General features: G+C 68.7%; 17 protein-coding genes and 2 pseudogenes. 16 read left to right on the top strand and 3 right to left on the bottom strand.

The features are described 5' to 3' along the window. The first annotated feature begins 346 nt into the window (after positions 1 to 346). Positions 347 to 859 carry a DUF4760 domain-containing protein gene (locus ACWIF2_RS34580; protein WP_454364838.1) on the top strand — a complete coding sequence of 171 codons (513 nt, stop codon included), beginning with the start codon at positions 347 to 349 and terminating at the stop codon, positions 857 to 859. Positions 860 to 1,073: 214 nt separating this feature from the next. Beyond that, complete coding sequence (locus tag ACWIF2_RS34575; protein ID WP_454364837.1) at positions 1,074 to 2,417, top strand: FG-GAP and VCBS repeat-containing protein; 1,344 nt, start codon at positions 1,074 to 1,076, stop codon at positions 2,415 to 2,417. A 37-nt stretch (positions 2,418 to 2,454) separates the two neighbouring features. Here the strand turns inward: ACWIF2_RS34575 and ACWIF2_RS34570 are convergent, their stop codons facing one another. Beyond that, entirely contained in the window at positions 2,455 to 3,483 is a 1,029-nt protein-coding gene (locus ACWIF2_RS34570) for a DMT family transporter (RefSeq protein WP_454364836.1), read from the bottom strand. Positions 3,484 to 3,627: 144 nt separating this feature from the next. Here ACWIF2_RS34570 and ACWIF2_RS34565 point away from each other — a divergent pair, with 144 nt between their 5' ends. Further along, positions 3,628 to 4,080 (top strand): Lrp/AsnC family transcriptional regulator, encoded by a 453-nt coding sequence (locus ACWIF2_RS34565; protein WP_454364835.1) that lies wholly within the window; start codon positions 3,628 to 3,630, stop codon positions 4,078 to 4,080. A 36-nt stretch (positions 4,081 to 4,116) separates the two neighbouring features. Continuing rightward, positions 4,117 to 4,413, top strand: a pseudogene (locus ACWIF2_RS34560) (oxidoreductase); the annotation flags it as partial. A gap of 156 nt (positions 4,414 to 4,569) precedes the next feature. On the opposite strand, the gene ACWIF2_RS34555 reads toward ACWIF2_RS34560, so the two are convergent. Beyond that, the gene (locus tag ACWIF2_RS34555) at positions 4,570 to 5,637 is read right to left on the bottom strand and encodes an AraC family transcriptional regulator (RefSeq protein WP_454364834.1); all 1,068 of its coding nucleotides are present in this window, start codon (positions 5,635 to 5,637) and stop codon (positions 4,570 to 4,572) included. Between the two features lie 209 nt (positions 5,638 to 5,846). Here ACWIF2_RS34555 and ACWIF2_RS34550 point away from each other — a divergent pair, with 209 nt between their 5' ends. The 7 genes and pseudogenes from ACWIF2_RS34550 to ACWIF2_RS34520 all read left to right on the top strand — a co-directional run bounded on the left by ACWIF2_RS34550 (position 5,847) and on the right by ACWIF2_RS34520 (position 12,607). Continuing rightward, complete coding sequence (locus ACWIF2_RS34550; protein ID WP_454364833.1) at positions 5,847 to 6,638, top strand: GNAT family N-acetyltransferase; 792 nt, start codon at positions 5,847 to 5,849, stop codon at positions 6,636 to 6,638. Further along, positions 6,635 to 6,859 (top strand): translation initiation factor IF-1, encoded by a 225-nt coding sequence (gene infA / locus ACWIF2_RS34545; RefSeq protein WP_010981942.1) that lies wholly within the window; start codon positions 6,635 to 6,637, stop codon positions 6,857 to 6,859. The genes ACWIF2_RS34550 and infA overlap by 4 nt, the downstream gene beginning before the upstream one ends. Positions 6,860 to 7,121: 262 nt before the next feature. Beyond that, positions 7,122 to 8,776: pseudogene (locus ACWIF2_RS34540) on the top strand (BCCT family transporter). 210 nt (positions 8,777 to 8,986) lie between these two features. Then, the gene (locus tag ACWIF2_RS34535; RefSeq protein WP_454364832.1) at positions 8,987 to 10,072 is read left to right on the top strand and encodes an S-(hydroxymethyl)mycothiol dehydrogenase; all 1,086 of its coding nucleotides are present in this window, start codon (positions 8,987 to 8,989) and stop codon (positions 10,070 to 10,072) included. After that, positions 10,072 to 10,707 (top strand): MBL fold metallo-hydrolase, encoded by a 636-nt coding sequence (locus ACWIF2_RS34530; RefSeq protein WP_454364831.1) that lies wholly within the window; start codon positions 10,072 to 10,074, stop codon positions 10,705 to 10,707. The genes ACWIF2_RS34535 and ACWIF2_RS34530 overlap by 1 nt, the downstream gene beginning before the upstream one ends. 377 nt (positions 10,708 to 11,084) lie before the next feature. After that, positions 11,085 to 11,447 carry a bifunctional 3-phenylpropionate/cinnamic acid dioxygenase ferredoxin subunit gene (locus tag ACWIF2_RS34525; RefSeq protein ID WP_454364830.1) on the top strand — a complete coding sequence of 121 codons (363 nt, stop codon included), beginning with the start codon at positions 11,085 to 11,087 and terminating at the stop codon, positions 11,445 to 11,447. Beyond that, the gene (locus ACWIF2_RS34520; protein WP_454364829.1) at positions 11,444 to 12,607 is read left to right on the top strand and encodes an NAD(P)/FAD-dependent oxidoreductase; all 1,164 of its coding nucleotides are present in this window, start codon (positions 11,444 to 11,446) and stop codon (positions 12,605 to 12,607) included. The genes ACWIF2_RS34525 and ACWIF2_RS34520 overlap by 4 nt, the downstream gene beginning before the upstream one ends. A 224-nt stretch (positions 12,608 to 12,831) precedes the next feature. Here the strand turns inward: ACWIF2_RS34520 and ACWIF2_RS34515 are convergent, their stop codons facing one another. Next, positions 12,832 to 13,578 carry an IclR family transcriptional regulator gene (locus ACWIF2_RS34515; protein ID WP_454364839.1) on the bottom strand — a complete coding sequence of 249 codons (747 nt, stop codon included), beginning with the start codon at positions 13,576 to 13,578 and terminating at the stop codon, positions 12,832 to 12,834. Between the two features lie 207 nt (positions 13,579 to 13,785). Here ACWIF2_RS34515 and betA point away from each other — a divergent pair, with 207 nt between their 5' ends. From betA to ACWIF2_RS34490, 5 genes are all read left to right on the top strand, one after another. Continuing rightward, on the top strand, positions 13,786 to 15,447 hold the full coding sequence (gene betA / locus ACWIF2_RS34510) for a choline dehydrogenase (protein ID WP_454364828.1): 1,662 nt from the start codon (positions 13,786 to 13,788) through the stop codon (positions 15,445 to 15,447). A gap of 197 nt (positions 15,448 to 15,644) precedes the next feature. Beyond that, on the top strand, positions 15,645 to 17,114 hold the full coding sequence (locus ACWIF2_RS34505) for an aldehyde dehydrogenase family protein (protein WP_454364827.1): 1,470 nt from the start codon (positions 15,645 to 15,647) through the stop codon (positions 17,112 to 17,114). A gap of 19 nt (positions 17,115 to 17,133) precedes the next feature. After that, positions 17,134 to 18,222, top strand: a complete 1,089-nt coding sequence (locus ACWIF2_RS34500) for a quaternary amine ABC transporter ATP-binding protein (protein ID WP_454364826.1) — start codon at positions 17,134 to 17,136, stop codon at positions 18,220 to 18,222. Next, on the top strand, positions 18,222 to 20,222 hold the full coding sequence (locus ACWIF2_RS34495; RefSeq protein WP_454364825.1) for an ABC transporter permease: 2,001 nt from the start codon (positions 18,222 to 18,224) through the stop codon (positions 20,220 to 20,222). Before ACWIF2_RS34500 ends, ACWIF2_RS34495 begins: the two co-directional genes overlap by 1 nt. A 13-nt stretch (positions 20,223 to 20,235) precedes the next feature. Further along, positions 20,236 to 21,198, top strand: a complete 963-nt coding sequence (locus ACWIF2_RS34490) for an ABC transporter substrate-binding protein (protein ID WP_454364824.1) — start codon at positions 20,236 to 20,238, stop codon at positions 21,196 to 21,198. Positions 21,199 to 21,280: the final 82 nt, after the last annotated feature.

Genomic DNA, 21,280 nt, shown 5'->3' with positions numbered 1-21,280 from the left:
ACCCGGCGCGGGCGAACCGGCGCGCTTCATCCGGACCTGAAACTCAATCGGTTCTATTCAAGGATGCAGCGGACGTCCGGGCCGCCGAAGTAGGTCGGCGTTGACCAGCTCGTCGAGGTTCGGCTCCGGCGAGTACGGCCACAGGAAGTGCAGCTCGATCCGGTCGGGGGATCGGCGAGCCAGGCACGGACCTTGCGGGAGCGGTGCGCAGGTCGTCAACGTTTCCGCCTGTACGCCTCAGGCCGGGGCGCACGGAGCGGCCGTCACGGTGGGCAGCGCGGGTATGTCCTTCCAGGGCCGCGCGGTGCACTGTGCCGGCAGCGCGCGTCGACAGAAGTGGGGGACGATGAACCTGAACCTTGTGACGTTGCTGGTTTCAGTGATCGCGCTGGTCACATCAGCGTGGTTGGCGTGGAGTCAGCTCAGGTCATCTCGGAAATCAACGGTGTTGGCGATGATCCTGGAAGGGTTTCGGGACACACGAGGCGACGACTACCTCGAAGCAGTTGAGTACGTGCTGTACCGGCTGGCAGTCGAACACCCACAGCCTGTCGCCTATCAGCAACTCCCGGAGGAGAGCAGGCGGTACATCCAGCGTGTCGGTCTGTTCTACAACGACCTCGGCAAGCTGGTGGCGCATGGCCTGGTGGACGAATCCCTGATCATCGGCGCGTACGGCGGGAGTCTGCTGCGAGCGTGGAACCTGCTGGCCCCCTACGTCTACCTGGAGCGCCAAGAACATCATCGGCAACCCATGCGCTATTTCGAGGACCTGGCCTGGCGAGTGTCATCCAGGCGCCCGGAAACCGTGTACCGCGAGTTGGGGCTGCATGTACTTCCGCCTGACACCATGCGGTGAAAGCAGTGCAGTTCGTGATTTGGGCACCTTAATGCTCAAGCGTCATCCCCCAGCGCACCTTGTCGTCAGCGTTTCCTGCGCCGCGGAAGAAGCCTTGGCTCACCGCCGTACCTACCTATGGGCCGGAACGGGGACAGGGCCGCTGTGCATCACCCCCGTAACAAAATGATCAGCTTCCTTGTGCGGGTCGTGTCCACGCCCGTGAAGTGGGTTGATGCACCTTCCGACGGCAGGCAATCCGTTCTTCCGCCACCTGCGCTTGTGGCACGCCGTGCCGGCCACCCTCGTGGTGGTGGCCGTGGTGGCGTGCCTCGTCCTTCTCCCGTCCGACGGCGCGCGCTCGGTGCCCAACAGCCCCTGCCGACCGGCCGATTCGGCGCGCGAGGACACGCCTGCGGCCCCCGACCTCGACGGGGACGGCTTCGCTGATCTGGTGCACGAGATCTCCGACACGGCGGAGAACTTCGACGTGACCGTAGTGCCCGGCTCCGAGCACGGTCCTGACCACGACCGCACGACCGTCCTCACCCACGACGACCTCGGTCTGCCGGACGACGTCCAGACGGGCGACGACCCGTGGCAGCCCACGGTCGCCGACCTGGATGAGGACGGCCACGCCGACCTCGTCGTCAGCGGCGCCGCCCAGGTCCTGTGGGGAGGACCCAAAGGCCCGCAGGCCGGCGGACCGCACGGGCGCGTCCCACTGCCGGGCAGCGGATACGACACCGCGCCGATCGCCGGCGACTTCGACGGGGACGGCCACACCGACCTCGCGGCCTTCAGGTTCTCCAACGAGGATCAGGAACTGGTCGTCCTCAAGGGCCCGTTCAAGCGCTCCGGCGCTCCCACCCGGACCGTGGAGATCCCCAGCCCGGTCCACGAGGGCGCGTCACCCATGCTTGTCGCCGGGGACGCCAACGACGACCGCGCCACCGATCTCGCGCTCTACGACTCCCCGTGGGATCCGCCCCTGCTGTTCACCGGCGGCGCCCGAACCTCCGGCGGCCTGAGCAAGGAGCCCGAGCGGCTGCCGGAGGGCGAGAACGTCGTCTTCGGCGACTTCGACGGCGACGGGCGGCAGGACGTCGCCATCGGCCGGAGCTTCGTCGACAGCTACGACGAGATCGACACACCCCACCAGCGCGGCCAGGTCAGCGTCCGCTACGGGAAGGAGCCGGGGGAGTGGGTCACCATGGAGGGCGGCGACTTCAAGGAAGGCTTCGGCACCAGGCTCGCCGCCGGAGACTTCAACGGCGATGGCTGCGACGACCTGGCCGTACAGCTCACCAAGAAGAAGGAGACAGGGGACGCGCGGATCGAGGTGCTGCGGGGCGGCTCCCAGCACGGGCTCGCCTCGAAGCCCTGGCGCGCCACCAAGCGCTCCGTGCCGGGTGACGACGGCCCCGTCGACGGCACGCTCTTCGCCGTCCACGACTGGGACGCCGACGGCCGCGCAGAACTGGCCCTTCTCGGCGGAAACAGATGGTGGATCACCGACGCCACGGACCGCGACGAGGTTTCCTTCCCGGTCACCCCCGGCAAGGGCCAAGGCTCGTAGGCAAGTCATCGACGGAGCCCACCTCTTGCACCGTAGGCTACCCGCGCCCGTCGATCACTCCATACGCGGTCGGTACAGCCGTTTCGGGCTCGTCAGGCTTAGGCCGATTCTCCACCGCATTCCGAGTGCTCGCAGTCCCGGAAGGCTCGCCTCCCCTCGCGACCGGATCCGCCGTGGCTCCCTGTCCCCGCTCGATCATGCCCAGCGCCACCCCGACGATGATGATCACGCCGCCCGTCACCTGGGTGAGCCGGATGGACTCCCCGTTGATCACGACGGCGCCGATGACACCGAAGACGGGGACCATGTTGAGGATGTTGACCGCGACGCTCGAAGCCATCCTGCGCAGGCCGTAGTTGTAGAGCAGGAAGCCGCCGACCGAGCACGCCACGGCCAGATAGACCAGCAGCGATGAGGCAGTCGCCCCCGGCATCCGCCAGTCGTCGGCCTCCGGCAGGGACGCGAGCAGGAAGCCGGCCGCGCCCGCCAGGGTCTGGTAGTAGGTGACGCTCACGGCGTCCTGGCCGGCGCTCGCGCGCTTGCCGAGCACGTTGTAGCCGGCCCAGGCCAGCCCGCCGAGCAGCAGCAGGATGTCCCCAAGCCAGCGCGAACTGCCGCCGACCTCGGCCCCGTTGCGTACGACGAGGAAGGCGCCGACGGTGGCCAGCAGCACGCCCGTCACCCTCAGCAGCGGCATCCGGCTGCGGAAGACAACCAGTTCCACCAGCATCGTCATCAGTGGGTACGTGGCCACGATCAGCGACGCGTCGGATGCCGTGGAGAGGTCGACACCGACGTTCTCCAGGGTGAAGTACACGGTGATGCCGAGGAACCCGCTCAGATAGAGCTGCCGCCGCTGCCGCGGGGCCGGACGGGCCGGACGGTGTCGGCTCAGCCGTACCATCACGCTGAGCAGCAGCGCCGCGAGCGTGAACCTGATGGCGCCGATGCTGAGCGGGCCGACATCCTCCAGCACCTTCTTGGTCACCGCGTACGAACTGCTCCAGAACAGCGCGGCCGCCATGACCGCACACACCGCCCCCACCGTGGGTCCCCGTTGTCGCATACCAAGCGCCCCTTCGCTGCCTACCGTCGCCGACCACACTGTGACCGAACGAACGTCAGTGAATTAGGCTGGAGGCTAACAAGACCATCGAACTTGATGCGAATAGTCCGAATTAACTTCGGAATCCAGCGGGATGAGGCAAGCATGGACGAACTAGATTCGGCGTTGGTGAGGATGCTCCAGGAGGACGGTCGGCGCACCAACCGGGAGATGGCCCAGGAACTCGGTATCGCCCCGTCCACGTGTCTGGAACGAATCCGGGCGCTGCGCAGGAGCGGCATCCTGACGGGATTTCACGCGGAGGCGGACCTCGCGGCGATCGGCCGCGGACTGCAGGCGATGATCGCTGTACGGATCCGCCCGCCGACCCGTGCGGCGATCGAGGCCTTCCAGACCTTCCTCGAGGCAATGCCCGAGGTCATCTCGGTCTTCGTTCTCACCGGGACCGACGACTTCCTCGTGCACGTCGCCGTCCGTGACACCGACCATCTGCACGCAGTGGTCCTGGACAAGCTGACGAAGCGCCCGGAACTGGCCGACGTACGGACGTCGGTGGTCTACGCGCACATGCGCAAGAAGGTCATCGGTCCGGCGTGACACCGACGCGGACCCGCTCGCGGCGGATCCAAGGTGTTGCTGCGCCAGGAAGCGGTGGACGGCGGGAACGCCATGCAGTTCCAGGACCCGCCTCAGCAGCCGTCCGACGTGGTGGACGCGGTGGTGAGCCTGCTGGACAAGCCGCGGCTCGAAGCCTATGTCCGGCCCGGAGAGTCGCGCCGGGTGCGACTGGCGATGCTGGCGCCGAACCTGCTGCCGCGGCTGTTCCCGTTGTTCCGCAAGCGGGGCGAACGGGGGATGGCCCACTATCTGGAGGATCTGCGGCGCAGAGGGCTGGCCCGCCGGATCGACGGCCGCTGGGAACTCGTGTAGGCGTCGTCGTGAGCGGGACGGGCACGAAATCAGCCCAGGCAATGCTTGTCGTCAACCCGGCGACCGGAGAGCTGATCCCGACCGTGACGGCCGTCGGCCCGGACGGAGTCGCGACCGCGGCGAAGACGGTCTGGGGCCGTACGCGCTGACCCCGCTTCAGTCGTCGGGTTGCCCCTCCGGCACACGCAGTCGGCGGGGGGCCACCCCGTGCCAGCGGTGCACGGCGCGTCTGAGCGCTCGTACATCGGAGAAGCCCGCCCGGCGGGCAATGTCTCGCAGAGTCAGCTCCGGTCGGCGCAGAAGCTGTTCGACGCGCTCGCGTCTCACTCCGTCGACGATGGCCTCGTACGTCGTACCGCACTCGGCGAGACGACGGCGGAGCGTCCGTTCGCTGGAGGTGTGCCGGCGAGCTTGTTCCCCGAAGGAGGGCACGTCGGGAAGGCTCTGCGCGATGGAGATCTCCAGCACCTCCAGCAAATCCTGCTGATGTCGGCGTGACGCCATCTGCTCCTCCAGCAGTTGGAGGGTGGAGGCGTAGGTGACCGGGTCACGGCCAGGCATCGGGTGGCCGGCCCAGGCCGGGGGGAACACCATGCGGTTCTCGGCGGCGGCGAATCGCACGGGGCAGTGGAACAGTTCGGCGAACAGAGAAGGGTCTTGCGGCGCGGGGAAGGCGAACTCGACTCTCCGCGGGGCGAATTCGGCCCCGGCGCTCAGGCGGGTCAGCGTGACGACGCTGGAGAAGGCCTCTTCCGTCAGGAACACCGCGACGGTCGGGTCGAGCGCGGGGTCGGGCGTCGCGGCCCGCAGCACATAGCCGGTGTCCTCCTCGGCGGACGACCACACCATCATGGCCCCGGACAGGTTCTGAAAGCGCACTCCGGTCTCGATGGCGTCTCGCAGCGTCTCCGCGGCCAGCAGCGCGAAGCCGAGCAGCCCCCATGCCGTCAGATGCTGCGCCGCACCCACGCGCAGGCCGAGGTGCGGGTCGCCCGTGAGCTCCACGGCACTGCGGATGACGGTGCTGCCCTGCCGGTAGGAGACACGCAGGGCGGCGGAGCGCATCACCGACTCGTCGAGTCCGACACCCGCCAGCTCCGGCTGCAGGTCGACGCCGCACTCGTCCGCGACCAGGGCGAGATAGCGCAGGATGTTCGGCGGGATGGTGGCCGAAGTGCTGCGGCTGGTGCCCGGACCGTCGTCCGCTGTGGAGGGACCGGGCATAGGCGCTTTCCTTTGTGTCCAGGAAATGATTGGAGCGAGGCGGCGTCCCGCTGCTAATTTCATGGCGGACCGTGAAGTCGTCGTAGGGAGGTGAGCCCCCGTGAACACAGTTACCCGTGGGTGCTCCCTCAACCCGTCACGGTCCGGCGGCTGACGTTCGGTGTCGCCAGGAGCGCCTGAGATCGAGGCTCTCCTGGAAGGGGACTCCGATGAACACAAAGCCTTTCACATCCGGCCTGAGCGAGAACGCCGTGGTGATCACGCGTGTCGCGGACAGGCAATGGCACGCACTGGATGACGACCTGGTGGTCGGCCGCGGGCATGCGATACACCGGCCCGACGGACGCTTGTTCGTCAGCATCGACGCCTGGCACAGCGCCGCTTTCGACCGGCTCGCCGAGGCGATGCCGGCGGAACTGCCGGCGCCGTTGTACACGGTGGTCGACGAAGCCGACGCCGAACTGACGGCCGGCTGGCGGCGGGCCGGTTTCACGATCCGGCGCCGCGAGTGGGAGTACGTCGTGCCGACCGATCCGCGGGTCACAGGACTCGAAGCGGTCCAGCCGCCCGCGGGGGTCACGATCGTGCCCGCCTGCCGGGCTGACGAGACTCTGCTGCGGGCGGTGGACCGCGCGATCCGTGACGAGGTCGAGGCGACCGTCGGGTGGCAGTCGATGCCCGCGGAGGTGATTCCCCGCCCCGAGGGCGACACCATCGTCGACCCGTCGAAGTACGCGGTGGCCGCGGCACCGGACCGCTACCTGGGCCTGATCCGGGTGGTGAGGGCGAAACGGCCGCGCATCGGGCTGCTCGCGGTCCGGGCCGCAGAGCAGCGCCGCGGCATCGCGCGGGCGCTGCTGGCCCACGCGCTGGGGACGCTGCACCGCTCGGGGGTGGCCGCGGCCTGGACCGAGGTCGACGAGTCCAACCAAGCGGCCTCGGCGCTGTTCGAGGGCATCGGCGCCCGGCCGCTGAGCAGCAACCTGGAGCTGGTGCGATGACGAAGAACAAGAACGTCATCGAAGTCGAGGGCAAGGTCGTCGAGTGCCTGCGCAGCGCCATGTTCACCGTGGAGCTCGAGAACGGCCATCAGGTGCTCGCGCACATCAGCGGGAAGATCCGCAAGAACTACATCAAGATCATGCTGGAAGACCGGGTGCTGGTGGAGCTCCCGCCGTACGACCTGACGCGCGGCCGGATCGTGTTCCGCTACCGGAACTAGCGGCGGTCGCCGGCTTCCACGGCAGCTGATCCTGGGGCTCCGGTCACGGCGTTTCCGTGGCCGGAGCCGGGCCCGTGGCCGCTGGTCTGAGGTGAACACCCGGCGAGAACGGTCGGTGTACGGGGGGTTGACGCACCGGTGCGTGACAGGAACTGTGTTGCACATCGAGCGCTCGGTTGCGTGTTGTGCACCGCCGGGTGTGTGCCGTCGCAGGGATGCTGACGCAGACCCGCCGCCCCCGTTCCCCGTCGGAAGGCTTCGGATGAGTACCGCGACGACGAAGAAGTCGACATCGGCCCTCGCGCGGGTGGATCCGGCTGTCCTCTATGTATCCGTCACGCTGTCCGCCCTCTTCGTGGCCTGGGGAGTGTTCTTCACCGACAATCTCGCCTCCGTCGCCGAGACCACTCTGAACCGGATCATCGACAGCTTCGGCTGGCTCTTCATCCTGACGAGTTCCGGGTTCGTGCTGCTGGCGGCGGTCCTCGCGTTCAGCCGGTTCGGCTCCATCCGGCTCGGGCGGGACGGTGAGCGACCGGAGTTCAGCACGGCCTCATGGGTGGCGATGATGTTCAGCGCCGGTATGGGCATCGGCCTGATGTTCTACGGGGCGAGCGAACCGATCATGCATATGTCCAGCCCGCCGCCGGGCTCCGCGAAGGCGGGCAGCGAGGACGCGGCCCGCCTGGCGCTGGAGTACTCGTACTTCCACTGGGCGATCCATCCTTGGGCGATGTACGCCGTCGCAGGCCTGGCGCTCGCCTACTTCGGATTCCGCAAGAGCGGCAACAGTCTGATCAGCTCCGCCTTCCGTCCGCTGCTCGGCGATCTGGTGGACGGGCCGCTCGGCAAGTCCATCGACATTCTGGCGATCTTCGCCACCCTCTTCGGTTCCGCCGTCTCCCTCGGACTCGGCGCCCTGCAGGTCAACAGGGGGCTGAAGGAACTCTGGGGCGTCCCCGACTCCACCACGCTGGCCGTCTCGATCATCGCGTCCTCACCGTCCTGTTCGTGCTCTCCGCCCTCTCCGGCGTGCACCGAGGCATCCAGTGGCTGAGCAACGGCAACATGATCCTGGCCGCCGTGCTGCTGCTGTTCGTCTTCGTCGCGGGTCCCACGGTGTTCATCCTGGAGAGCCAGACCGAGGCGCTGGGCGGCTATCTGGCCTCGCTTCCGAAGATGAGCTTCACGACGGGTGCCTTCGGCGGTGGCGAGTGGCTCTCGGGCTGGACGGTCTTCTACTGGGCGTGGTGGATCTCCTGGACGCCGTTCGTCGGGACCTTCATCGCGCGCATCTCCCGCGGCCGGACCATCCGGGAGTTCATCGTGGGCGTGATCATCGCGCCGAGCCTGGTGAGTGTCGTATGGTTCGCGATCCTCGGCGGTACCGCGCTCAATCAGGAGATGCACGGCGCCGATCTGGCCTCGGCGGTCGCCCAGGGCGAGGAGGCGGGCCTGTTCGCCACCCTGCAGCACCTGCCCTGGTTCTCCATCACCTCGGTCCTGGTCATCGTGCTGGTCGGCCTCTTCTTCGTCAGCGGCGCCGACGCCGCCTCCGTGGTGCTGGGCATGCTCTCCTGCCGGGGCAGCATGAGCCCCGGGCGCCTCGTCGTGATCCTCTGGGGAGCGCTGACCGGTCTGGTCGCGGCTGTGCTGCTGATGGCGGGTGGTCTGGAGGCGGTCAAACAGGTGGCGATCATCGCCGCGTTCCCGTTCCTCTTCGTGATGGTCGGTTTGTGCGTCTCCCTGGTGAAGGCGCTGCGCGCCGAGCCGACGGAAGGGCCGAAGCCGGTGCGTAAGCAGGTGAGCCCTGCCGAGGCCGAGGCCGAGGCCGACGCCGTCCGCGAGCCGGAGTCGCGGCCGGGCCCCGGTGTGCGGCCGGCCGAGGTCGTGTCGGACTCGCAGCCCGCGGGCTGAGCCGGCCGGACCGGGTGAACCGCCAAGAGCGCGACTCGGCGGAATCAGGGAGCAGGCATCTTCCGCCCGACGGGTCCGGCCGGGCCGGTCCGGTTCCCGCCGACCCCTTGACCCTCGGTGTTCTCCTCCCCGATCCTCGGTTGCGTATAGCGGTGCGTGTATCGAATGAGGCAACGCGCACGCGCGTGATTCCCGTCTGAGGAGCAGCTCATGGCTCACGAGGTTCGTGCCGTCGTCGCCCGGAAGAAGGGCGCACCGGTTTCCGTCGAGACGATCGTCGTCCCCGATCCCGGTCCGGGTGAGGCCCTGGTCAAGGTCGAGGCGTGCGGTGTCTGTCATACCGACCTCCACTACCGCGAGGGCGGGATCAACGACGAATTCCCCTTCCTGCTGGGACACGAGGCGGCCGGTCGCGTCGAGGCGGTCGGGGAGGGAGTCACCGGCGTCGAGCCCGGTGACTTCGTCATCCTCAACTGGCGGGCCGTGTGCGGCCAGTGCCGGGCATGCAGCAAGGGCAAGCCCTGGTACTGCTTCGCCACCCATAACGCGACGCAGCCGATGACGCTGCTCGACGGCACCCCGCTCTCGCCCGCCCTAGGCATCGGCGCCTTCGCGGAGAAGACACTGGTCGCGGCCGGACAGTGCACCAAGGTGGACCCGGCGGCCTCGGCGGCGGCAGCCGGTCTGCTCGGCTGCGGCGTCATGGCGGGCTTCGGCGCCGCCGTGAACACCGGCGCCGTCGGACGAGGGGACTCTGTCGCCGTCATCGGCTGCGGCGGCGTCGGAATGGCCGCCGTCGCGGGAGCACTGCTCGCCGGCGCGAGCAAGGTCATCGCCGTCGACATCGACCAGCGCAAACTGGACCGAGCCATGGCCATGGGGGCCACCCACACCGTCGACGGCTCGAAGGGCGACGTCGTGGAGGCGGTGCGCGAACTCACCGGAGGTTTCGGCGCGGACGTCGTCGTCGAGGCGGTCGGCCGTCCCGAGACCTACCAGCAGGCCTTCTACGCCCGGGACTTGGCCGGCACGGTCGTGCTGGTCGGTGTGCCCACCCCGGAGATGAAGGTGGAGCTGCCGCTGCTCGACGTCTTCGGGCGCGGCGGCTCGCTGAAGTCCAGCTGGTACGGCGACTGTCTGCCCTCGCGTGACTTCCCGGCCCTCGTCGACCTGTACCTGGGAGGCCGGTTCGACCTGGACGCGTTCGTCTCCGAGACCATCGGACTCGGTGACGTGGAGGAGGCCTTCGAGAAGATGCACGGCGGCGATGTGCTGCGCTCCGTGGTGGTGCTGTGATGGCCGGCGTACCGCGCATCGAACACCTCGTCACGAGCGGCACCTTCAGCCTCGACGGCGGTACCTGGGACGTCGACAACAACGTCTGGATCATCGGTGACGACGACGAGGTGGTCGTCATCGACGCGGCACACGATTCCGACGCCGTCCTGGAGGTCGTCGGTGACAGGCGCCTGTCGGCCGTCGTGTGCACCCACGCCCACGACGACCATGTGCGCGCGGCGCCGGATGTCGCTCTCGCCACGGGCGCACCCGTCCTGCTGCACCCCGACGACCAGGTGCTGTGGAAGGCGGTCCACCCGAGCCGCCGGCCGGACCGCCCGCTCGCCGACGGCGACGAGATCGTCGTGGCGGGGATCGGACTGCGTGTCCTCCATACGCCCGGACACGCGCCCGGGGCCGTGTGCCTGTACGCGCCCGACCTGGGGGCACTGTTCAGCGGTGACACCCTGTTCGCGGGCGGGCCCGGCGCGACCGGACGTTCGTACAGCGACTTCGGGACGATCATCACCTCGATCGGTGACCGGCTCCTGACGCTCCCCGGCGCGACGGTGGTCTACACCGGACACGGCGACACGACCACCATCGAGGCGGAAGCCCCGCACCTGGAGGAGTGGGCCGCCCGCGGCTGGTGAACGAACGCCGTCCCGCCCGGCCGGTGTGGCCGAACGCGCTCGGTTCCTCGCAACGAGCGAGTGCCGAGCGCGACCCCGGCCGGTCACAGCCCCGACGCCCGGTGCGTGCGCGTCCACGACGTCGCTTCGACGGCCGACGCGGTGCGAGTGGCCGCCCGCTGGGGTCTCGAACCCGCGGCGACGTTACTGCCGTAGGCCCGGTTCTGACGGGTTCCCCGCCCTGACCTGCGTTTCCTATAACGCAGGTCGTTTCGTATGGCGCAACGAAAAATATGGCCGTCGGTCGCCCTCTGAACTCCTTGACAAGGGTTTGCGGGCGCCTCCAAACTGGCGTTGCGTTCACCGCAATCCGTTTCGCTATACGCACCCGAGGTGTCATGATGATTCCCGCGTGCCGTCTCGTGGATCTCCCCCGAGGCGAGGCCCACCGGCTCGACATCGACCCGCCGGTCTCGGTGTTCCACACCGACGACGGCGAACTCTTCGCCATCGACGACACATGCACCCACCAGGACGCCTCGCTCGCCGACGGCTGGCTGGAGGGATGCGAGGTCGAATGCCCGCTGCACGCCTCGAAGTTCAACCTCAAGACCGGAGCCGTCGACGCCCCGCCGGCCAAGCTCCCGGTGCGCACGCACGAGGTCTTCATCGAGGACGGCATGATCTACGTACGGCTGTCCACGGCAGCCCCGAACCTGCCTCCCTGCCTCGCCGCCCGGCTCGCCGGGGGCGTCGCGTGAGGACGGTGGCCGTGGTGGGCGCGTCGCTGGCCGGTCTGTCGGCGGCGCGCTCGTTGCGCAAGCAGGGGTACGACGGACGGCTCGTCGTGATCGGCGACGAACTCCACCGCCCGTACGACAGGCCGCCCCTCTCCAAGGAGTTCCTGGCCGGTGGAGTCGGCGAAGCCGATCTCGCACTGGAACCGGACGACGAGGACCTGCAAGCGGAGTGGCTGCTCGGAGCCCGCGCCGCCGGACTCGACACCACGCCCCGCGCCGTGCGGCTCACCGACGGCCGGGAGGTGAGGGCCGACGGCATCGTCATCGCCACCGGCGCCGCCGCCCGGACCCTGCCCGGCATGGACGGACTGGCCGGTGTGCACACCCTGCGCACACTGGACGACGCCCGCGCTCTGCGGGACGAACTGGCCCGGGGCGGACGCCTGGTCGTGATCGGCGGTGGCTTCATCGGCGCCGAGGTCGCTTCCACCGCCTACGCCCTCGGCCTGGACGTGACCATCGTCGAGGCGGCGCCCGCACCACTGGCCGCACCGCTCGGCGCGACCATGGGGAGCATCGTCTCCGCTCTCCACGCGGACCACGGCGTGCGCCTGTTGTGCGGCGTGGGCGTCAAGGGGCTGAGTGGCGAGAGTCGCGTCGACGCCGTTCTGCTGGAGGACGGCCGGAGCGTCCCCGCCGACATCGTCGTCGTGGGTGTCGGGGCCCGTCCCTGCGTCGAGTGGCTGGAAGGATCCGGCGTCGAGCTCGACGACGGCGTCAAGTGCGGTGCGGACGGCCGTACCAGCCTGGCCGGGGTGGTCGCGGTCGGCGACTGCGCTTCCTGGTACGACCCGCGCTCGGGCAGCCACCGCCGCGTGGAGCACTGGACCGGCGCCCGGGAGCGCCCCGATGCGGCCGTGGCCGCGCTGCTGTCCTGGGGCGAGTCCGAACCGGGCGTACCCCGGCCGCCGTACTTCTGGTCCGACCAGTACGGCGTGAAGATCCAGTTCGCGGGCAACGCGACCCGCGCCGACAGCGTGACGATCGAGGAAGGCGCCGCCGAGGACCGCAACGTCCTGGCCGTCTACCGGCGTGCCGGACACCCGGTCGCCGTTCTCGGGATGAACCAGCCGCGGCTGTTCATGCGCTGGCGCAAGCATCTCGCGGCCACGCTGTCCTGACTGTGTCGTGGCACCTCGAGGTCGGCAGACGGATCGTCTACGACGGCAAGGCGAACTGGAAGCTCATCGTCGAGAACTTCACCGAGGACCAGGACCGCCGCTATTAGGCGATCACCATCCGGAGTTCTCGTGCCGAGTGAGCATCACATCGGCGAGTTCCATGCCTTCGTCCAGGAGCGTCTGGGGGCATGGGGCGGCCGCGGTAGCGGCGGTCCCCGGCGGGCTCAGCCCAGGTAGCCCATCCGATGGCTGATCTCGTCCGCGCCCTTGACCAGCACCGGGGCGAGGTCGTACATCCGTTCCTCGGTGAGACGGTAAGCGGGGCCGGAGGCGCTGAGCGCCGCGATGACCTCTCCGTCCCGGTTGCGGACCGGCGCGGCCATGGCGTGCAGCCCTACCTCGAACTCCTCCAGGGTCCAGGAGTAGCCCCGTTCAAGAGCCTCGGCGAGGTTCTTCTCCAGCTTGGTCTTCGCCGTCAGTGTGCGGGGCGTCATCTTCTTCAGCCCGGCCTCCGACAGCAGCGCGGCGCGCTCCTTCGCGGGCATGTGCGCCAGCAGGATCTTGCCGCTGGAGGTGGCGTGCAGCGGAGTCAGCTGGCCGACCCAGTTGAACGCCGTGATGGCACCCGGACCGCGCACCTGGTACAGGTTGATCGCGTACTGCTCCTGCTTCACTGCGAGGTTCACGGTCTCGCCGAGCTCCTGGGCGAGGCGCTCGCAGACCGGGCGGCTCTGCTGAGTGATGTCGATGCGCCCGGTGACCGCGCCGGCGAGACGGACGATGCCGAAACCGAGGCGGTACTTGCCGCGCTCGCCCGCCTGCTCCACCAGACCCCGCACCTCCAAGGCGCCGAGCAGCCGGAACGCGGTGGACTTGTGGACATCGATCTCGGCAGCCACCTCGCTGACGCCGGCCTCGCCGCGCCGGGCCAGGATCTCCAGCACGGTGATGGCGCGGTCGACGGACTGCACCCCACCGGTCGGCGCACTTGTCGTTTCGGTATCTGGATGGTAGTTGCTCACAACGCAACTATACGGGCGATAAACTTAGCCGCCACTGTGCAGGTCACGGGCTTGGTGCAGAACTTCGCAAGTTGCGCTGTTCGCAACCTGGTGCGCATAGAGATACCGGCGCTAGCATGCCGCGCATTCTCTACGGCACGAGCGAGACGAGGCCCCATGGCTCACTTGCAGTACGACTTCGTCATCGTCGGTGGTGGATCGGCCGGCAGCGCACTGGCCAACCGGCTCTCCGCGGACCTGGGTAACAGGGTGCTGGTCCTGGAGGCGGGCAGGCCCGACTATCCCTGGGACGTCTTCATCCACATGCCCGCGGCGCTGACCTACCCGATCGGCAGCCGCTTTTACGACTGGAAGTACGAGTCCGAACCCGAGCCCCACATGGGCGGCCGGCGCGTCTACCACGCCCGAGGCAAGGTGCTGGGCGGTTCCAGCAGCATCAACGGCATGATCTTCCAGCGTGGCAACCCCATGGACTACGAGCGCTGGGCGGCCGACCCGGGCATGGAGACCTGGGACTACGCGCACTGCCTGCCGTACTTCCGGCGGATGGAGAACTGTCTCGCCGCCGACCCGGACGACGAGTTCCGCGGCCACGACGGTCCCCTCGTCCTCGAACGCGGCCCGGGGACGAGCCCGCTCTTCGAGGGCTTCCTCAAAGCCACCGAGGAGGCGGGTCACGCTCCCACCAGCGACGTGAACGGCTACCGGCAGGAAGGTTTCGCCAGGTTCGATCGCAATGTCCATCGCGGACGCCGTCTGTCCGCCGCGAAGGCGTACCTCAAGCCCGTACGGAAGCGGCCCAACCTCACCGTCACCACGCGCGCCCTGGTCACCCGCGTCCTCTTCGAGGGCAAGCGGGCCGTCGGTGTCGAGTACCGGCGCGGCCGTGGCAGACCCCGGCAGGTGCGTGCCCGCGAGGTCATCCTCTGCGGAGGCGCGATCAACTCCCCGCAGCTTCTGCAACTCTCCGGCGTCGGCAACGCCGAGGAACTGCGCGCGCTCGGCATCGACGTCGTACACGATCTGCCGGGTGTCGGTGAGAACCTCCAGGACCACCTGGAGGTGTACATCCAGTACGCCTGCAAGCAGCCAGTCTCCATGCAGCCGCACCTCGCCAAATGGCGCGCCCCCCTCATCGGCCTCCAGTGGCTCTTCCGCACGGGCCCCGCCGCGACCAACCACTTCGAAGCGGGCGGCTTCGTCCGCGGCAACGAGGACGTGGACTACCCCAACCTGATGTTCCACTTCCTGCCCGTAGCGGTCCGCTACGACGGCTCCGTGCCCGCGGGCGGACACGGCTACCAGGTGCACGTCGGCCCCATGTACTCCGACGCCATCGGCTCGGTGAAGATCAAGAGCAAGGATCCGGCCGAGCACCCGGCGCTGCGCTTCAACTACCTGTCCACCGAGCAGGACCGCCGCGAGTGGGTCGAGGCCGTCAGGGTCGCCCGCAAGCTGCTCAACCAGCCAGCCATGGCCCCGTACAACGCCGGGGAGATCTCGCCCGGACCGTCCGTCGAGACCGACGAGGAGATCCTCGACTGGGTCGCCAAGGACGGCGAGACCGCGCTGCATCCGTCATGCACCTGCAAGATGGGCACCGACGAGATGGCGGTCGTCGACCCCGCCAGCATGCGCGTGCACGGGGTGGAGGGCCTGCGGGTCGTCGACGCGTCGGTGATGCCCTACATCACCAACGGCAACATCTACGCGCCGGTGATGATGATCGCGGAGAAGGCGGCCGACCTCATCCTCGGCAAGGAGCCGCTGTCGCCGTCTGCCGCCACGTACTACCGCTACCGCGACGCGGGCGCGTAACCTGCAGTTTTCATAGAGCCGATCGGCCCGGAAACAAGGTGTTCCGGGCCTGCGGGCGTCGCGTTCTCCAGGCTGCCACCTTGGCGAAACCGTCATGGGCCGACCCCTTGACGTGGGTTCCCGCCTTCCGCAGAGTGTTCCACCACAAGCAAAACGGTGCGCGATGCGCAACGCGGTTCGCTCGAAGGGCTCCCGACGTGGCAGACCTGTTCGTGGATGGAAAATGGCGGGATCCGGTGGCCGGCGGCCATCGGGACATCCGCTGTCCCGCCGACGGCACGCTTTCGGTGACCGTGTCCGAAGGCACCCGCCCCGACGCAGAGGCGGCCATCGCCGCAGCCCGCCGGGCCTTCGACGAGGGGCCCTGGCCGCGTACCCCCGAGCGCGAGCGCGGTGCCCTCCTCCTGCGCACCGCCGACATCCTCGAACGCGACGCCCACGCGTTCGCCCGCGCCGAATCACTGGACACCGGAAAACGGCTGGTGGAGAGCGAGTACGACATCGCCGACGTCGTCTCCTGTCTCCGCTACTACGGAGGGCTCGGCGGCACCGACGCCGGCCGTGTCATCGACACCGGCCGGGACGACGCGGTCAGCCGCGTCGTGTACGAACCGATCGGCGTGTGCGGACTGATCACCCCCTGGAACTACCCTCTGCTCCAGGCGAGTTGGAAGGTCGCGCCGGCCCTCCTCGCGGGCAACACGATCGTCCTCAAGCCCAGCGAACTCACTCCCTCCACCTCGATCCTGCTCATGAGAGCGCTCGAGGAGGCCGGGCTCCCGGACGGAGCCGCCAACCTCGTCCTGGGAACCGGACCCGAGGTCGGCGCACCGCTCGCCGACCACCCCGCCGTCGACATGGTCTCCTTCACCGGCGGCCTGGACACCGGCAGACGCATCATGGCCACGGCCGCCGCGACCGTGAAAAAGGTCGCCCTGGAACTCGGCGGCAAGAACCCCAATGTCGTCTTCTCCGACGCCGACTTCGAGACGGCCGTGGACTTCGCTCTCACGGCCGTCTTTCTGCATTCCGGGCAGGTCTGCTCGGCCGGCGCCCGGCTGATCGTCGAGGACACGCTGCACGACCGGTTCGTCGACGAGGTGGTCCGCCGTGCCCGGCGGATCCGCCTGGGCGGCCCCTTCGATCCGCAGGCCGATACCGGCCCGCTGATCTCCGCACAGCACCTGACGAAGGTCGAGGAGTACGTCGCCGCCGGACTCGCCGAAGGTGCCGTCCTGCGCTGCGGCGGCGCACGCCCCGAAGACCCGGCCCTGGCCGATGGCCACTACTACCCGCCCACCGTGCTCGACGAGTGCGGTCAGGACATGCGCGTCGTGCACGAGGAGTCCTTCGGGCCCGTGCTCACCGTGGAGCGCTTCACCGACGAGGACGACGCGGTACGCATCGCCAACGACACCGAGTACGGACTCGCCGGCGCCGTCTGGACCCAGGACGCCGGGAAGGCCCAGCGGGTTGCCCGCCGGCTCCGCCACGGCACGGTGTGGATCAACGACTACCACCCCTATGTACCCCAGGCGGAATGGGGTGGGTTCGGGCACTCCGGCGTGGGCCGGGAGCTGGGACCGACCGGCCTCGCCGAGTACCGGGAGCCCAAACACATCTGGCAGAACACCCAACCCCGGCCGCAGCACTGGTTCCGCGGCTGAACGCCGAAAGAGGTCGAACATGACCCCAGCAACGACCGAGGCGCCGCGGCGGCGCGATACCCCCCAGGACCCGGTTCCCACGCCGGTCATCTCCGTGCGCGAGCTGTGGAAGGTGTTCGGGCCCAAGGCGGACCAGGTACCGGGCTCCGAGGAACTGCGCGGCCTCACCCGCCGCGAACTGATGGACCGCACCGGATGCACCGCGGCCGTGCGCGACGTGCACTTCGAGGTTGCCCCCGGCGAGGTCTTCGTCGTCATGGGCCTGTCCGGCTCCGGCAAGTCCACCCTGGTGCGCTGTCTGACCCGGCTCATCGAACCCACCGCCGGCGAGATCCTCTTCGAGGGCGAGAACATCCGCGACGCGGACACGAGCCGGCTGCGCGAGTTGCGCCGCAGCAAGTTCTCCATGGTGTTCCAGCACTTCGGGCTGCTGCCGCACCGCCGGGTCGTCGACAACGTGGCGTTCGGTCTCGAGATCCGCGGCATGAGCAGAGCCGAACGCACCAAGCGTGCTCTGGAGGTCGTCGAACTCGTCGGCCTCTCCGGGTACGAGAACTCCTACCCCGACCAGCTCTCCGGCGGAATGCAGCAGCGCGTCGGTCTCGCCCGCGCCCTGGCCGGCGACCCGGACGTGCTCCTCTTCGACGAGCCGTTCTCGGCGCTCGACCCCCTGATCCGCCGGGACATGCAGAACGAGGTCGTCCGTCTGCACCACGAAGTCGGCAAGACGATGGTGTTCATCACCCATGACCTCTCCGAGGCGCTGCGGCTGGGTGACCGCATCCTCATCATGCGGGACGGCCGGATGGTCCAGTGCGGCACCGGGGACGAACTGGTCGGCGCCCCCGCCGACGACTACGTACGCGACTTCGTCAGGGACGTGCCCCGCGGCGACGTGCTGACCCTGCGGTGGATCATGCGCCCGGCGGAGCCCGACGACCCCCTGGACGGTCCCGAACTGGGCCCGGACGTCGTGGTGAAGGAGGCCACGCGCGCGGTGCTCGCGGCCGAGAAGCCGGTCAAGGTCGTCGAGAACGGCAAGCTGCTCGGCATCGTCGGCGACGAGGAGATCCTCGCGGTCGTCGCGGGGCAGGAAGGCGACGCGTGATGACCGTCGCGATGGAGAAACCGGAGAAGACCCAGGCCGCGGAGCCACCCGCTCCGGCCCGGCGCGTGCGCAGGATCAACCGCTCCGTGGTCGTGGCCGCGATCCTGCTCGTCTGGTTGGTGCTCTTCGCCGTGCTGCGCGGCAGGCAGACACTCTCCCTCGCCGCGGCCGACCTGACCGATCTGCACCGGTGGTTCAACGACGTCAACGACTCCATCGGCGCCAACCGCAACTCCAACCCGCTCTTCCTCTACTTCTTCAACGAGATCCGCCTGGTCATCGACTCCCTGGTGACCTTCGTCCAGGAGCTGATCTCACAGCCGGCCGCGGGCCGCCCGGTTCCGCAGATCGGCTGGCTCGGTGTCGTCGGTATCGCCGGCTACGTCTCCTGGGCCGCGGGCAACTGGCGGGTCGCGCTGCTCACGGTGGCCGGCTTCACGTTCCTGGGGCTCCAGGGCCTGTGGCAGGAGAGCATGGACACCCTGGCGCTCACCCTCTCCGCCGTGTGCGTGGCGCTGCTGTTCGCGATACCCCTCGGGGTGTGGGCCGGACTCTCGGACCGGTTCAACCGGGTCGTGACGCCGTTCCTGGACTTCATGCAGACGATGCCGACCTTCGTCTACCTGGCACCCCTGACCCTGTTCTTCCTCATCGGTCCGGCATCCGCCACGATCGCCACCGCCATCTACGCGGCACCACCGGCGATCCGCATCACCGCGCACGCCATCCGCTCCGTACCGCAGACCACGGTCGAGGCGGCGGACTCGATGGGCGCGACGCGGCGGCAGGCTCTGCTCAAGGTGCTGCTGCCGATGTCCAAACGGACGGTGGTGATGGGCGTCAACCAGACCATCATGGCCGCACTGGCGATGGTGACCATCGCTGCCCTGATCGACGCGCCCGGCCTCGGCAAGACCGTCGTCCAGGCCCTGCAGTCGCTGGACGTCGGCACGGCCTTCAACGCCGGTCTGGCCATCGTCGTCATGGCCATCGTGCTGGACCGGGTCACCACCGCGGCGAGCGCACGAGCGGAGACGGCCAGGGGCTCGGACAGTCCCTTCCTCAAGTGGCGGCGGCACCTGCTCGCGGCCGGCGCCGTGATGGCGGCAGTGCTGGTGTACCTGTCACACACGTACCTGTGGGCGGCCGAGTTCCCCGGTGAGGGCGGCATCGGCAGCAGAATCGCCAAGACGGCGGCCGATGTGACCACCTGGGCCCAGGACAACCTGTCGGGGCTGACCAACGCGTTTCGCGACGCCCTCACCAACGGCCTGCTCAATCCGTTCCAGACGCTGCTGACCGACTCCCCGTGGTGGCTCGTCGGAGCTGCCCTCGTCGCGCTCGGCGCGGTGCTCGGCGGATGGCGTGCCGGGGCCACCGCCGCCGTCTGCGTGGGCCTTCTGGTGGCGACCGGCGTGTGGTCGGACGCCATGACGACGCTGGCGTCCACCGCCGTGGCGACGGTGCTGGTGATGCTGCTCGGCGTGGTCCTCGGCGTGTGGATGGGACGCAGCGCGCTCGTCGACCGGCTGCTCAGGCCCTCGCTGGACGCGGCGCAGGTAATGCCGCCTTTCGTCTATCTCGTGCCGTTCCTCGCGCTGTTCGGCGCGACACGGTTCACGGCCATCGTCGCGGCGATCGTCTACGCTGCGCCGGTCGCCATCAAGATCATCGCCGACGGGGTGCGGGCCGTACCGCAGACCACCGTCGAAGCGGCGACATCGACCGGGTGCAACACCTGGCAGCTCATCACCAAGGTCCAGCTGCCGATGTCACGCGGCGCCCTGACCCTCGCGACCAACCAGGGCCTGATCTATGTGCTGTCGATGGTCGTCGTGGGAGGCCTGGTGGGAGCGGGGGCCCTCGGCTACGACGTCGTGGCCGGGTTCTCGCAGGGCCAGTTGTACGGCAAGGGACTCGCGGCAGGGCTCGCCATCGTCCTGCTCGGCGTCATGTTCGACCGGATCACTCAGGCAGCGGCTCGCCGCGCCGGCGCATAAGGAGCATCACACCATGGCACGACACTGGAGAGCCGGCGCGGCCGGCCTGGCCGTACTCGGCCTCACTCTCACGGCCTGCGGCGGCGCGAAGGTCGGTGACGACAGCGCGGGCGGGTCCGGCGGCTCGGACAAGTGCGGCACCTTCAACCTCGCGATCAACCCGTGGGTCGGCTACGAGGCGAACGCGGCGGTCCTCGCGTACGTCGCCGAGCAGGACCTCGGCTGCAAGGTCGAGCAGAAGGACCTGAAGGAGGAGATCGCCTGGCAGGGCTTCGGCACCGGCGAGGTCGACGCCGTTGTGGAGAACTGGGGCCACGACGACCTGAAGAAGAAGTACATCACCGATCAGAAGACGGCCGTCGAGGCCGGTCCGACCGGCAACAAGGGCCTCATCGGCTGGTACGTGCCGCCGTGGCTGGCGAAGGCGCATCCGGACATCACCGACTGGAAGAACCTCAACAAGTACGCGTCGAAGTTCAAGACCTCGGAGTCGGGCGGCAAAGGCCAGCTCCTCGACGGCGACCCGTCGTTCGTCACCAACGACGAGGCGCTGGTGAAGAACCTCAAGCTGGACTTCAAGGTGGTGTACGCGGGCAGTGAGACCGCGCTCATCCAGGCCTACCGCAACGCCGAGAAGAACAAGCAGTGGGTGATCGGCTACTTCTACGAGCCGCAGTGGTTCATGTCCGAGGTGCCGCTGAAGAAGGTCAGCCTGCCCGAGTACAAGGAGGGCTGCGACGCCGACACGGAGAAGGTCGCCTGTGACTACCCCGTGTACGAACTCGACAAGATCGTCAGCGCCAAGTTCGCCAAGTCGGGCAGCCCGGCCTATGACCTGGTGAAGAACTTCACCTGGACGAACGAGGACCAGAACACCGTGGCCAAGTACATCGCCGTGGACAAGATGGCGCCCGAGGCCGCGGCGAAGAAGTGGGTCGAGGCCAACCGCGACAAGGTGGAGGCCTGGATCAAGTAGGCCCTTCACGGATGCCCGGTGGGTGGTGCGAGCGGACGCGCACCACCCACCGGGCATTGCTGTTTTCCGGGCCGTTCCCCGA

Source organism: Streptomyces sp. NPDC055506 (genome assembly GCF_053643595.1).
The sequence above is the reverse complement of the archived record's forward strand: the minus strand, read 5'-3'. Positions and strand labels throughout refer to the sequence as shown.